Source organism: Actinomadura sp. 3N508 (assembly GCF_044326375.1).
Lineage (GTDB): Bacteria > Actinomycetota > Actinomycetes > Streptosporangiales > Streptosporangiaceae > Spirillospora.
The window spans coordinates 12,056-25,303 of record NZ_JBIRAX010000005.1 but is presented as its reverse complement, the minus strand read 5'-3'; the positions used below and the strand labels follow the sequence as shown (position 1 = coordinate 25,303).

Here is a 13,248-nt window from a genome sequence, read left to right as displayed (position 1 = left end):
GGTCAGCCCGCCCGGCTCGTCAGGTTGTCGTACTTCTGCAGCAGCTTGCGGCCGGTCAGCCCGCCGGACGCGTCGATGATCACGTCGGAGTGGTAGAGGTCGTTCTCCTCGTCGGCCTTGTAGGCGCCGCAGACGCCCTGGTACTGGACGGACTCCAGCGCCTTCGCGACGGCCTTCGGCTCGCTCGACCCGGCCTTCTGGATCGCGGCGGCGAGGACCCGGAAGCCGTCGTAGCCCTGCGCGAGCTGCGGGTTCGTCGGCCCGGGGCCGTACTTCGCCTGGTAGGCCTGGACGTAGGCCTTCGCCTCCGGGGTGCCGGACATGTCGGGGTCGCAGGCGATCACGTAGTGGTAGCCCTTGAGCTCGGCGGGCGGGTTGAGGTTGCCGCCGAGGATGGAGCCGCCGCTGTTGTCGCCGAAGTGCGGCGCGGTGAGGCCGTTCTGGCCGCGCTGCCGCAGGAACAGCGAGTTGATGGTGGGGAAGCTCCAGGAGACGGTGGCGTCCACGCCGCGGAAGGCGAGGACGGCCTCGGTGAGGTCGGTCGCCGTCTGCGGGACGCGCCGCTCCACGATGTTCGTCACGCCGCCCGCGGTGAGGCCCGCGCGCAGCAGCCGGGCGGCCTCGTCCGAGCCGGGGTCGGTGCTGGCCAGCAGCCCGACCTTCGCCGGCTTGGTGTTCTTGACCATGTAGTCGGTGAGCGCGTGCGTCTGCATCGCCTCGGTCGGCCCGTACCGGAAGATGTTGTCGACCTTCAGCGTCGACTTGCCGAGCGTGTGCGACTGCGCGAAGTGCATCGTCGGGATCCCGGCCGACTTCAGCAGCGGCGCGGCGGCCTTCACCTGCGCGGTGGTGGCGAGCCCGACGATCGCGGTGGGCTTGTCGGCGAGGGCCTTCTTCACCGCGGTGACGCCCTGCTGCGGGGTGAGGCCGCCGTCGTAGGGCTTGTACTCGACCTTCCGGCCGTCGATGCCGCCCTTGGCGTTGATGTGCTCGACCGCCAGGTCGATGGCGTAGTGCCGGTCCTTGGTCGCGTACTCCCCCGACTCCGCGCCCATCCATGCGATCTTGATCGGTTCGTCCGAGCCGGCTCCGGAACCGCCGTCGCCGCAGCCGGCCGCCGTGACGGCCAGGGCGGCGGCCGCGACGGCTGCGGCCGGCTTGATCGATCTCCTGTGCGACATGCCCGTGGTCTCCTCTGTGCGTGTGGGCAGGGGTGAGGGAGCCGGATCAGGCGGCGAAGCCCTTTTTCAGGCGGCGATGCGGGTCCGGGTCAGGCGGCGGTGCCGGTCAGGCGGTGATACCGGTCAGGCGGTGATGCCGTACCGGTCCAGGCCGAAGGCCCGGATGGCGTTGCCGCGCAGCAGCTTGTAGATCTCCGCGTCGTCCAGGCCCGCCTTGTCGCAGATGCGGGCCGCCACCTCGGCGGAGTCGGGGTAGGTGCTGTCCGCGTGCGGGTAGTCGGTCTCGAAGCAGATCTGGTCCATGCCGATCACGTCGCGGTTGGCGAGACCGGTCTCGTCGTCGAAGATGCAGCCGTACACGCGGCCGCGGATGTAGCTGGTCGGCGGTTCGGGCAGGTCGGTGCCGAAGGAGTTGTCGGAGCGCTCGTGCCAGAGCTTGTCGGCGCGCTCCATCACGTACGGCATCCAGCCGACCTGGCCTTCGGAGTAGGCGAGCGTCAGGTCGGGGAAGCGCGCGAGCGTGCCGGAGAAGATGAAGTCGAGCATCGAGCCCATCGCGTTCTGGAACGTGAGGGTCGAGCTGATGATGAACGGCGCGTCGGGGGACGTCCCCGGCATGCTGGACGACGACCCGATGTGCAGGCACACCACGGTCCCGGTCTCCTGGCAGGCCGCGAAGAACGGGTCCCAGGCGCGGGAGTGGATGGACGGCAGGCCCAGCGGGTGCGGGTTCTCCGAGAACGTCACCGCGTGGCTGCCCTTGGCGGCGCAGCGGCGGACCTCCTCGGCGGCGAGATCGGCGTCCCACAGCGGGACCATGGTCAGCGGGATGAGCCGCCCGCGGGCCGGGCCCGCGCACCACTCGTCGATCATCCAGTCGTTGTAGGCGCGCACGCACAGCAGCGCGAGCTCCTTGTCCTCGCGCTCCATGAACGCCTGCCCGCAGAACCGCGGCAGCGTGTTCGGGAAGCAGAGCGACGCCTCCATGTGGTTGGCGTCCATGTCGGCGAGCCGCTCGGCCTGCTTCCAGCAGCCGGGCCGGATGTCGTCGAAGGTCACGGCGCCGAACCCGACGTCGTCGAACCCGACCGCCGCCGACAGCTTCATCAGCGGGGTGACGAGGTCGTCGTAGAGCCACACGTCGGCCCAGTCGCCGCCGGTGTCCTCCCGCCAGCCGCCGGGGATCGCCAGCCGGCCCTTCTGCCGGACGATCCGCGGCCCGCGGTCGAGGAAGCGGCGCGGCAGCCGGGAGGTCCAGAGGTCGGGCGGCTCGACGACGTGGTCGTCCACGGAGATGATGCGCGGGATCGTGGTGGTCATTGCGTCCTCCCAGTCAGCCGGTCGCGACGGTGGCGGTCTCCTTGCCGGATCGCAGCACCGTGCCGGGCAGCGCGCCCGTCGGCACCCCGTCGCGGATCGTCTCGGTGCCGTTGACGAAGACGTGCCGCACGCCGATCGACTCGGCGATCAGCCGCGGGCTCTCGCCGGGCAGGTCGGGGACGAGCGTCGCCGGTCCCGCGTCGACCGTCGCCGGGTCGAACACCACGATGTCGGCGTGGTTGCCGGGGGCGAGGCGGCCCCGTCCGCGCAGCCCGAACAGCCGGGCCGGGACGTCGGTGAGCAGCTGCACGGCCCGTTCCAGCGAGACGAGCTTCCGGCCGCGCAGCGAGTCGGCCAGGAACCGGGTGAAGTACGGCGACCCGCACATCCGGTCGAGGTGCGCGCCCGCGTCGGAGCCGCCGAGCATCACGTCCGGGTGCTCCCACACCAGGCTCCGCAGCGCCCAGTCGTTGTCGGTGTCGCTGGTCGGCTGCGGCCACAGGACGGTGCGGAGACCGTCCTTGCAGACGATGTCCGCCAGCGTCGTGAACGGGTCCTCGCCGCGCTCGGCGGCCATCTCGTCGACGCGGCGGCCGACCGTCTCGGCGAGGTCGGGGTGGAAGGCGTCGCCGATGACGTAGTTGCCGAACTCGGCGAGGCGGGCGAAGGAGCTGGTCCGCGCCTTGGCGAGCATGTCCTCGCGGACCTGCGGGTCGCTGAGCCGCGCGACGCGCTCATCGACGCTGCCGCGCAGCACCTCGTCCCAGCCGGGGATCAGCCAGAGCGCGCAGAACGTCCCGAAGCTCATGTTCATCGGGACGAGGATCGGCATCGTCAGCGCGACGACCCGGCCGCCCAGCTCGCGGGCCCGCGCGGCGGCCCGGAGCTGGTGCGAGATCTTGGTGGCGTCGGTCGAGTCGACGGTGAGAACGTTCCAGTTCAGCGGGCGGCCGGCGGTCGCGCTCATCGTCGCGAACAGCTCGATCTCCTCGTCGCTGAACCGGTCGAGGCAGCCCTGCACCATCCCCTCCAGGGTGGTGCCGGGGTACTCGCCGACGATCCGGCAGAGGCTGATCAGCTCCTCGGGCGTGGCCCAGCGGCTCGCGACCGGCTCGCCGTCGCCGTCCTTGTGGGTGGACGAGCGCGTCGTGGACAGCCCGAGCCCGCCCGCCTCCAGCGACCGGCGCAGCACCTTCTCCATCTCGGCGACCTCACGTCCGGTCGCCTCGCGCCCGATCGCGTCGGGGCCCATCACGTAGCGGCGCAGCGCGCAGTGCCCGACCAGGAAGCCCGCGTTGACGCCGAGGTTGCCGTCCAGGCCGGTGAGGAACTCCTCGAAGCTCTCCCACGTCCAGTCGACGCCCTCCTCCAGCGCGGCGAGCGGCATGCCCTCGACCTGGGCCATCATCCGGCGCAGGTAGTCGCCGTCGCCCTTGTTCAGCGGGGCGAGCGTGAAGCCGCAGTTCCCGCCGATGACGCTGGTGACGCCGTGCCAGCTGGACGGCGTCGCGAACGGGTCCCACCAGAGCTGCGCGTCGTAGTGGGTGTGCGGGTCGACGAAGCCCGGGCAGACGACGAGGCCGTCGGCGTCCAGGGTCTCGCGGGCCGGCTCGTCGAGGGTTCCGACCGCGGTGACGCGCCCGTCGCGGACGCCCACATCCGCGGTCACCGGGCGTCCGCCGCCGCCGTCGACCACCGTCGCTCCGGTGATGGCAAGGTCGAGCATCGCTCCTCCTTGGTCGCCTCGGGCCGTTGAGTGACGAGTATGTATCGGTCCAAAGCCGTTGACAAGACATGAATGTCATTTGTCTTCTGGATAGCACGTCAGCGCCGTATATCAAGGTGATTCCGATGTCCAGACTGGTTTTGGAACGGCTGCGGACCTACCCTCCTCCGGCTGAAGACAAGACGCGAATGTCATGTTGGGGAGGAACCGATGGACAGCATCGAGGCGACCGTCCGGCGGCTCGCCGCGGAGTCCGCCGCCGGGCAGGTGATCCTGCGGTACGCCCGCGGCCTCGACCGCCGCGACTTCGACATGGTCTGGGACTGCTTCACCCCCGACGCGCACGTCGAGGGCACGTCATTCGGCGGGCCGCTGCGCTCCTACCTGCCACGGCTCCTGGACGGCGTCCGGAGCTACCCGCGCACCATGCACTTCATCGGCAACCAGCTCCGCGAGTGGGACGGCGACGCCATCCGGACCGAGTCGTACTGCGTCGCGCACCACTTCGCCGACGCCGAAGGCCGCCGGGAGGCGCTCATCATGGGCGTCCGCTACCTGGACGAACTCCGCCTCGACGGCGACCGCTGGCGGATCGCCGCCCGCCGGGTGCACGCCGACTGGAGCCGGTGACCATTTCTACCAACCGTCTGGTAGACATCCGGCGATCGGCCGGGCTACCATCCCGGCATCGACGGCGGCTGCCCGACCGAGGAGGCCTGCAGTGGAGTTCGCGTTCAGCGCGGAGGAAGAGCGATGGCGGCGGGAGGTCCGGGCCTTCCTCGACGCGGAGCTCCCCGCCGACAAGGAGTTCAACCACGAGTTCACCGAGGACGAGGAGCTCTGGGAGTTCGCCCGCGAGTTCACCAGGAAGGTCGGCAAGAAGGGCTGGATCGGGCTCACCTGGCCGCGCGCGTACGGCGGGCTCGGCCGCCCGCTGCCCGAACGGCTGATCATGGCGGAGGAGTTCGCCCGCCGCGACGCCCCGTTCGTCAACATGATCGGGTACGGGCTGGCCGCCGGGACGCTGCTGATCGGCGGCACCGAGGAGCAGAAGCACCGCTTCCTGCCGGACATCGCCCGCTTCGACACCTTCTGGGCCGAGGGGCTGACCGAGCCGGGCGCCGGCTCCGACCTCGCCTCGCTCACCACCCGCGCCGTCCGCGACGGCGGCGACTGGATCATCAACGGGCAGAAGACCTACACGACGTGGGGCCACCGCGCCGACGTCATGTACCTCGCCGCCCGCACCGACCCGGACGCGCCGCGCCACCGCGGCATCAGCATCTTCTGCCTGGACCTGACGCTGCCCGGCGTCTCGTTCTCCCGGCTCGACAACCTCGGCGGCGGCCGGCAGAACCACACCTACCTCGACGACGTCCGGATCCCCGGCGACATGCTGATCGGCGAGGTCGGCAAGGGCTGGTCGTACATCATGAGCGCCTTCTACGCGGCCGGGGGAATCTCGGCCCGGCACAGCGAGATCCAGCGGATGCTCGACGCGGTCGTCGCGTACTGCGAGACGACCGTCCGGCGCGGCCGGCCGCTGATCGAGGACCCGACCGTCCGGTCCAAGCTCGCGGAGCTGGCCATGATCGTCGAGACGGAGCGGCTGCTGGCCTACGAGTCGCTCGGCGACGCGTGCAACGGCCGCACCCCGGCGTTCGCGGGGGCGCTGGGCCAGGTCGTCCACAAGGAGAACCAGCCGCGGTTCGCGCAGCTCGTCGGCCAGATCGTCGGGCCGCTCGGCCAGCTGCGCACCGGCAGCCGCTGGGCGCCGATGGGCGGCGACGCCGAGGCCTGGTACCGCGCCTCCTACGCCAACCACGCGGGCGGCACGTCGCAGGTCAAGCGGATGGTCCTCGCCACCCGCGGCCTCGGCCTCCCCCGCTGACCCCTCTCCCCACAGGAGGTTCTCGCATGGACGTCGCCCCGGAGGAACGCCAGGTCGAGCTGGCCGAGGTCGCCCGCCGGCTGTTCGCCGCACGCTGCCCGATGCAGACCGTCCGGGACCTGGAGGAGAGCGAAGAGGGCCACTCCCCCGAGCTGTGGCGCGAGATGGCCCGGCTCGGCTGGCTCGGCCTCAGCCATCCCGCCAGCGGCTCCGGCATCGCCGACCTCGTCGCCCTCTACACCGAGATGGGCCGGGCGCTGGTGCCGAGCCCGCATCTCCCCTCCGCCGTGATCGCCGCGCATGCGCTGCTGGCGGCGGGCGGACGCGGCGCGCTGGTCACCGCCATGACCGAGGGCGAGACGATCGTCGTCCCGGCGCTGGTGGAGGAGTCGGGCGAGTACGCCCCGGACGCGCTCACCGTCCGCGCCGACCCGGCCGGGACGGGCCACCGGCTGAGCGGCACCAAGCTGCTGGTCCCGTTCGCGCACGTCGCGTCGTGGCTGCTGGTCGCGGCGCGGGCACCAGAGGGCGCGACGCTGTTCCTGGTCGACCCGTCAGGATGCGCCGTGGAGCGGCTCCCGAACATCGCAGGCCATCCGCTGTTCGCCGTCACCTTCGACGGCGTCGAGGTGCCCGCCGAAGCGCTGGTCGGCGAGCCGGGCCGGGGACACGACCTGCTCGCCCCCGCCCTGGACCGGGCCGCCGTGCTGCGCTCCGCCGAGATCGCCGGGGCGGGCGAGGCGCTGCTGGAGATCACGGTCCGGTACGCGCGGGAGCGCGAGCAGTTCGGCGAGGCCATCGGACGGTTCCAGGCCGTCCAGTACCTGTGCTCCGACATCGCCATCGACGGCCACCTCACCGCGCTGCTGGCCCGCCAGGCCGCGTGGGCGCTCGACCAGGGCCGTCCGGCGCGCCGCGAGGTCGCCGCCGCCAAGGCGTACGGGAGCCGCGCCGCGCAGCGGATCGTGCACTGTTCGCACGAGGTCCACGCCGGGATGGCGTTCATGCTGGAGTCCGACGTGCAGCTGTTCACCCGCCGCGCCAAGCACTGGGAGTTCGCTTTCGGGAGCGCGGACGACCACGACGACGAACTGGTGACCGCCCTCCAAGACGCGCAGGTCACCGCCTCATGACCTCCTATGACGGCACCGGGCTGCTCGCGGGCCGGACGGTGGTGGTCTCGGGCATCGGCCCCGGGCTCGGGCGGCAGACGGCGCTCGCCGCCGCGGCGGCCGGGGCCTCGGTCGTGCTGGGCGGACGGTCGGAAGAGGTCCTCGGGAAGGTCGCCGCGGAGGTGCGTGCTACGGGGGCGCGGGCGGCGGAGGCGATCTGCGACGTCACGTCCGACGCCGACTGCGCCGCGCTGGTCGAGACCGCCCGGCGCACGTTCGGCGGCGTCGACTGCGTCGTCAACAACGCGTTCGCGTCGGCGCCCCACGGGACGACGCTGGAGAACTCCGGCCTGGAGCCGTGGCTGGAGACGATGGACGTCACCCACTTCGGGTCGCTGCGGATGACGAAGGCCGCCCTGCCCGAGCTGCGGCGCAGCAAGGGCGCGGTGGTTTTCGTCGGGTCGCAGAGCATGCGGCGGATCAAGGCCGGGCGCGGCCCGTACGCGACGGCCAAGGCGGCGCTGGTGACGGCGGCGCAGGTGCTGGCCAGGGAGGTCGGGCCGTACGGCGTCCGGGTCAACACGATCGTCCCGGGCCGGATGTGGGGGCCGACGCTGCGCGGCTACATCGACGGGCTCGCCGCCCAGCGCGGCACGAGCGCGGAGGTGGAGACGCGGAGCATGGTCGCCGACAACGCGCTGCCCAGGCTGACCAGCGACGAGGAGTGCGCCCGCGTGATCGTCTTCCTGGCGTCCGACCTGGCGTACGGGATGACGGGCCAGACGGTCGACGTGAACGCGGGCGAGACGTTCCACTGAGGAGGTGACCTGATGGACGCGGCGAGGTTCATCGTGCAGACCGGGCCGGAGAAGTACGAGCTGCGCGAGCGGGCGCTGCCGGAGGTCGGCGACGACGACGCGCTGCTCGCGGTCGAGGCGTGCGGGATCTGCGGCACCGACGTCGAGGTGTTCGAGGGACGGTCCGCTGCGCGGCTTCCGCTGGTGCCGGGCCACGAGCCGGTCGGCCGGGTGGTGGCGATCGGCGAGGTCGCGCGGGCCCGGTGGCAGCTGGACGAGGGCGACCGGGTGGCGGTGCACTCCACGCTGACCTGCGGCCGCTGCCGGACGTGCCGGGCCGGGCTGCGCGGCTGCACGGCACCGGAGTTCACGGACGGCACCATCTACGGGTTCCGCGGCCCCGACATTGGGCCCGGCCTGTGGGGCGGGTTCGCAACTCACCTGTACCTGGCGCCGGAGGCGATCCTGGTCCCGGTGTCCGGGGAGGTGAGCGTGGCGGCGGCGTCGCTGTTCAACGTCCTGGCGAACGGCGTCGACTGGGCGCTCGACCTGGGCGGCGCCCGGTACGGGACGTCGGTGGCGATCCTCGGTCCCGGGCCGCGCGGGCTGGCGTCGGTGATCGCGGCGAGCGCGGCGGGCGCCGGGCCGATCGCGGTGACCGGGCTGGCCGCCGACCGCGAACGCCTCGACCTGGCGCTGGAGCTGGGCGCCGACCACGCGCTGGACGTGACGGGCGCGTCCGCCGCCGACGCCGTCCAGGAGGCCCTCGGGCAGGCACCCGACCTCGTCATCGACACGACACCCGGGTCGCTCGCGTCGGTCACCGACGCCGTGCGCATGGCGGGACGGAAGGGCACGGTCGTGCTGGCCGGGCTGAAGGGCCCCGGCGGGCTCGCACCCTTCCCGGTCGATCTCGCCTGCGCGAAGAGCCTGACCGTGAAGGGCGCGGTGTCACGGTCGCTGCGCTCGATGGAGCAGGCGATCGCGCTGATCGAGTCGGGCCGGTGGCCGCTGGAGCGCTTCGCCAGCCACGCCTTCTCGCTGGAGAACGCCGAGGGCGCGCTGCACGCACTGATGTCCGACGACAAACCCGTCCACGCGCGAATCGAGCCCGCGATATGAGCATTCATCCGGTAGTAGAGACGCGGACGCACGAGGTGACGGTGCGGCGGCTGACGGGCGTCACGGTCCTCGCCGAGGGCCTGGAGTTCCCGGAGGGCCCGGTGGCGCTCGGCGACGGCAGCGTCCTCGTCACCGAGATCGCGGGCGGGCGGCTCACCCGCGTCCGCCCCAACGGCACCAAGGAGGTCGTCGCGGTCACGGGCGGTGGGCCCAACGGCGCGGCCCTCGGACCGGACGGCCTCGTCTACGTCTGCAACAACGGCGGCAAGTGGCCGGAGGTCTGGCAGGGCGGCCGGATGGAACGCGTCGACATGGCCAAGGGCACCACCGAGATCCTGTTCACCCAGTGCGACGGGCGCCCGCTGTCCGGCCCCAACGACATCGTGTTCGACGCCGAGGGCGGCTACTGGTTCACCGACACCGGCAAGATCCAGGGACGGCGGCGCGACCTCGGCGCGGTGTTCTACGTGTCACCGGACGGCGAGCTCAGCGAGGCTATCCATCCGGCGGAGACGCCGAACGGGATCGGCCTGTCGCCCGGCGACCGGCGGCTCTACTACGCCGAAACCACGACGGCCCGGCTCATCGGGCGCGACGTCCAGGCGCCGGGCAAGCTGGACGGCGCGCCGCCCCGCGACCCGTCCACCCTCACCGGCCAGCTCCCCGAGCTCGCCTACTTCGACTCCCTCGCGGTGGACGCGGCGGGCAACGTCTGCGTCGGAACGCTCATCCAGGGCGGCGTCACCGTCATCTCCCCGGACGGCGCGCACGTGACGAAGTACCTCCTGCCCGGCGAGCTGGCCGACCGGATGGTCACCAACATCTGCTTCGGCGGCCCGGACATGACGACGGCCTACCTCACCCTCGCCGAGCACGGCCGGCTGGTGAGCTGCCCGTGGCCGGAGCCCGGCCTGCCGCTCCACTTCCAGCAGGGCGTGCGATGAGAGCGCGGGTGCGGCCGTTCACCATCGACGTCCGCCAGGACGTGCTCGACGACCTGCGGTGGCGGCTGGAGCGCGCCCGTCCGGCGGGCGAGGTCGCGGACGCGGGCTGGGAGTACGGGACGAGCGGCCGCCACCTGCGCGAGCTGGTCACCTACTGGCGCGACGGCTTCGACTGGCGCGCCGCCGAGGCGAAGCTGAACGCGCTGCCCAACGTGCGGGCCGACCTGGGCGGTCTCGGTGTCCATGTCGTCGCCCGGCACGGCACCGGTCCCGACCCGCTGCCGATCGTGCTGATCCACGGCTGGCCCAGCGGCTACCTGGAGATGACCAGGCTGATCCCGCTGCTCGCCGACCCGGGCGCGCACGGCGCCGCCCCGTCCGACGCGTTCCATGTCATCGTCCCTTCGCTGCCGGGCTTCGGGTTCTCGGACGCGCCCCGGGAGCGGGGTTTCGGCTACGCGCGCATGGCGGAGACGCTGTCGCGGCTGGTCACCGAGGGGTTCGGGCATCGGCGGTACGGCCTGCACGTCACGGGGCTCGGCGCGTACATCGGCGGGCGGATGGCGTTCGCCGACCCCGACGCCGTCGCGGGCCTGCACACGCACGATCCGGTGCTGCTGCCGTCGCCGTCGTTCGATCCGCCGTTCGGGCCCGCGACGCCCGCCGAGGTGAAGTTCCTGGCCCGGTCGCGGGCGTGGAGCGCCGAGGAGGGCGCGTACGGCGCGGTGCACCGGACGAAGCCGTCCAGCCTGGCGCACGCGCTCAACGACTCACCGGCGGGACTGCTCTCCTGGCTGCTGGACAAGCACCGCACGTGGAGCGACTGCGACGGCGACATCGAGCGCCGCTACTCCAGGGACGACCTGCTCACCAGCGCCACCCTCTACTGGGCGACCGGCAGCATCGGCTCGTCCATCCGGGTCTACTACGAGCGGGTGCGCGCCGACCCGCCGATCCCGCCCGGCACCCGCCTTCCGGTGCCGACGGGCGTGGCGATGCCGCCCGAGCTTCCGGGCACGCCGCCGCGCCAGGCGCCCCGGGAGATGGTCGAGCGCACCCACGACGTCCGGCACTGGGCCGACCTTCCGGCGGGCGGGCATTTCGCGTCGTGGGAGGAGCCCGAGGCGGTCGCGGACAGCATCCGCGCCTTCTTCCGCCCCCTTCGCTGACGCTTTCGCGGGGTCAGCGCAGCTCGGCGTCGAGCTCGACGCCGAGCCGGGCGGCGAGCGCGGCCAGGTCGGCGCGGACCGCCTCCGCGAGCGGCACCCCGGCCGCGCGGCGCTCCCGTTCGCGTTCGGCCTCCTTCTCGCCGGGCAGCCACACGCGGTCGACGCCCGGCCGGCGCGGCGCGGTCCTGATCTCGGCGCCGATGCGGTCGGCGCGCCGCGCGAACTCGGCGGGTTCCGTGAACGCGGCGACGTCGATCGCGCCGAGGACGGCGGTGTTGCCGCCCGGCTCGCCGGGACGGTGGCCGGTGAGCTGCGCGTCCGACAGCCACCCGCCGAGCACGCCGGTCAGCAGCGAGACGCAGAGCGCCAGGCCGTATCCCTTGTATCCGGCGACGGGCAGCAGCGTCCCGCCGTCCAGCACCGCCGCGGGGTCGGTCGTCGGGCGGCCGTCGCCGTCGAGGAAGGCGCCCTCGGGCAGCGGCTCGCCGCGCTGCGCCGCGACGAGGACGCGGCCCCACGTCGACACGCTCATCGCCGAGTCGTACACGATCGGCGGGTCGCCGGGGAACGCGAACGACAGCGGGTTGTTGCCGACCATCGGCACCGACGCGCCGGTCGGCGCGATCAGCGCGAGCACGTTCGTCGCGGCGAAGCCGATCATGCCGTGCTCGGCGGCCGTCATGCTGTAGTCGGCGGCGGCCCCGAAATGGTTGATGTTGCGGACGACCACCAGCCCGACGCCGGACGCCGCCGCCTTGTCCATCGCGAGGTCCATGGCGGCGGACGCGCCCACGGCGCCGAGCCCGTTGCCGCCGTCCAGCAGCGCCGTCGCCGGGTGGTCCCGGACGATCTCGATCGCGGGGTCGGCCGCGACCCCGCCCGCCTCGATCCGCTGCACGTAGCCGCTCAGCCGGATGAGGCCGTGCGTCTCGACGCCGCGCAGGTCGGCGGTGACCAGGTTCCGCGCCGTCCGGGCCGCGCCCGCCTCGGGCACCCCGACGCGCCGCAGGATGCGGGTCGCGGCGTCGATCAGCGTTCCGGCGGGGACGGTTCGCGGCGCGGTCTGCGGTGCGGCGGTCACGGCTCCGTCCTTTCCCGGCAGGTGTTGCGCAGCGTGCCGATCCCGTCGATCTCGACCTCCATGACGTCGCCGTCGCGCAGCAGCCGGGGCGGGGTGCTCGCGGCGCCGACGCCGGGCGGCGTGCCGGTGGCGATGACGTCGCCGGGCCGCAGCGTGAACGCCCGGCTGAGCCGCGCGATCAGCTCCCGCACCGGGAAGATCATGTCGGCGGTGCTCGCCTCCTGCCGCACCTCGCCGGAGACCCGGCACCGGACGGTGAGGTCCTGCGGGTCGGGGATCTCGTCGGCGGTGACGAGCCAGGGCCCCATGGGGCAGAACGTGTCGAGCGACTTGGCCCGGACCCATTGGCCGTCGTCGCGTTGCAGGTCCCGCGCGGACACGTCGTTCAGGCACGTGTAGCCGAGGACGTGGTCGAGCGCGTCCCGTTCCGTGACGCGGCGCGCCTCCGTGCCGATGACGACGGCGAGTTCGGCCTCGTAGTCGACCTGCGAGGTGACCGCCGGGTCCCATTCGACGGCGTCGCCGTGGGCGGCGAGCGAGCTGGGGAACTTGGCGAACACGACGGGCTCCTTGGGGACGTCCATGCCGCCCTCCGCCGCGTGCTCGGCGTAGTTGAGCCCGATCGCCACGATCTTCCCCGGCGCCCGCACCGGCGGCAGGAACCGCAGCTCCGCGGGGTCGGCCTCCGGAAGGACGGGCCACGCCGCGGCCACGCGGGCCACGTCACCGGGCGAGGTGATGGCGGTCGGGAGGCCGGAGTCCGGCGGGACGACCCGGACGCGGCCCTTCTCCGGCCCCTCTGGCCCGGCGATGGCGAGCGTGTCGGCACCGTTCCGGCGGATGGCGGCGAGCCTCATCGTCACTCCATGATGCGGGCGGTCAGAGCCCTTCAACCATCGCAGCCG

The 13,248-nt window shown here is 72.8% G+C and carries 12 protein-coding genes; 7 read left to right on the top strand and 5 right to left on the bottom strand.

The window, feature by feature from the left end; all coding sequences use genetic code 11:
- Positions 1–2: 2 nt before the first annotated feature.
- From ACH34S_RS18990 to ACH34S_RS18980, 3 genes are all read right to left on the bottom strand, one after another.
- A complete protein-coding gene (locus tag ACH34S_RS18990; protein WP_395954006.1) occupies positions 3–1,181 on the bottom strand; it encodes an ABC transporter substrate-binding protein in 1,179 nt (392 codons plus the stop codon).
- A 123-nt stretch (positions 1,182–1,304) separates the two neighbouring features.
- Positions 1,305–2,501, bottom strand: a complete 1,197-nt coding sequence (locus ACH34S_RS18985) for an amidohydrolase family protein (RefSeq protein ID WP_395954005.1) — start codon at positions 2,499–2,501, stop codon at positions 1,305–1,307.
- Positions 2,502–2,514: 13 nt separating this feature from the next.
- Entirely contained in the window at positions 2,515–4,227 is a 1,713-nt protein-coding gene (locus tag ACH34S_RS18980; RefSeq protein ID WP_395954004.1) for an amidohydrolase family protein, read from the bottom strand.
- A 210-nt stretch (positions 4,228–4,437) separates the two neighbouring features.
- Between ACH34S_RS18980 and ACH34S_RS18975 the strand changes: the two genes are divergently transcribed.
- From ACH34S_RS18975 to ACH34S_RS18945, 7 genes are all read left to right on the top strand, one after another.
- Positions 4,438–4,857, top strand: a complete 420-nt coding sequence (locus ACH34S_RS18975; RefSeq protein WP_395954003.1) for a nuclear transport factor 2 family protein — start codon at positions 4,438–4,440, stop codon at positions 4,855–4,857.
- 91 nt (positions 4,858–4,948) lie between these two features.
- The gene (locus ACH34S_RS18970; RefSeq protein ID WP_395954002.1) at positions 4,949–6,118 is read left to right on the top strand and encodes an acyl-CoA dehydrogenase family protein; all 1,170 of its coding nucleotides are present in this window, start codon (positions 4,949–4,951) and stop codon (positions 6,116–6,118) included.
- A gap of 26 nt (positions 6,119–6,144) precedes the next feature.
- Positions 6,145–7,251, top strand: a complete 1,107-nt coding sequence (locus tag ACH34S_RS18965) for an acyl-CoA dehydrogenase family protein (RefSeq protein ID WP_395954001.1) — start codon at positions 6,145–6,147, stop codon at positions 7,249–7,251.
- Positions 7,248–8,048: an SDR family oxidoreductase gene (locus ACH34S_RS18960; protein WP_395954000.1), complete on the top strand. Its 801-nt coding sequence runs from the start codon at positions 7,248–7,250 to the stop codon at positions 8,046–8,048. Before ACH34S_RS18965 ends, ACH34S_RS18960 begins: the two co-directional genes overlap by 4 nt.
- Before the next feature lie 12 nt (positions 8,049–8,060).
- Positions 8,061–9,149, top strand: a complete 1,089-nt coding sequence (locus ACH34S_RS18955) for a zinc-binding dehydrogenase (RefSeq protein WP_395953999.1) — start codon at positions 8,061–8,063, stop codon at positions 9,147–9,149.
- Entirely contained in the window at positions 9,146–10,093 is a 948-nt protein-coding gene (locus tag ACH34S_RS18950) for an SMP-30/gluconolactonase/LRE family protein (RefSeq protein WP_395953998.1), read from the top strand. Before ACH34S_RS18955 ends, ACH34S_RS18950 begins: the two co-directional genes overlap by 4 nt.
- 8 nt (positions 10,094–10,101) lie before the next feature.
- Entirely contained in the window at positions 10,102–11,262 is a 1,161-nt protein-coding gene (locus ACH34S_RS18945) for an epoxide hydrolase family protein (RefSeq protein WP_395953997.1), read from the top strand.
- Positions 11,263–11,275: 13 nt separating this feature from the next.
- On the opposite strand, the gene ACH34S_RS18940 is transcribed toward ACH34S_RS18945, so the two are convergent.
- Both ACH34S_RS18940 and ACH34S_RS18935 read right to left on the bottom strand, forming a co-directional pair.
- Positions 11,276–12,343, bottom strand: coding sequence for an Ldh family oxidoreductase (locus tag ACH34S_RS18940; RefSeq protein ID WP_395953996.1), 1,068 nt, complete (start codon positions 12,341–12,343; stop codon positions 11,276–11,278).
- Positions 12,340–13,200 carry a fumarylacetoacetate hydrolase family protein gene (locus ACH34S_RS18935; protein ID WP_395953995.1) on the bottom strand — a complete coding sequence of 287 codons (861 nt, stop codon included), beginning with the start codon at positions 13,198–13,200 and terminating at the stop codon, positions 12,340–12,342. The genes ACH34S_RS18940 and ACH34S_RS18935 overlap by 4 nt, the downstream gene beginning before the upstream one ends.
- Between the last annotated feature and the right edge of the window lie 48 nt (positions 13,201–13,248).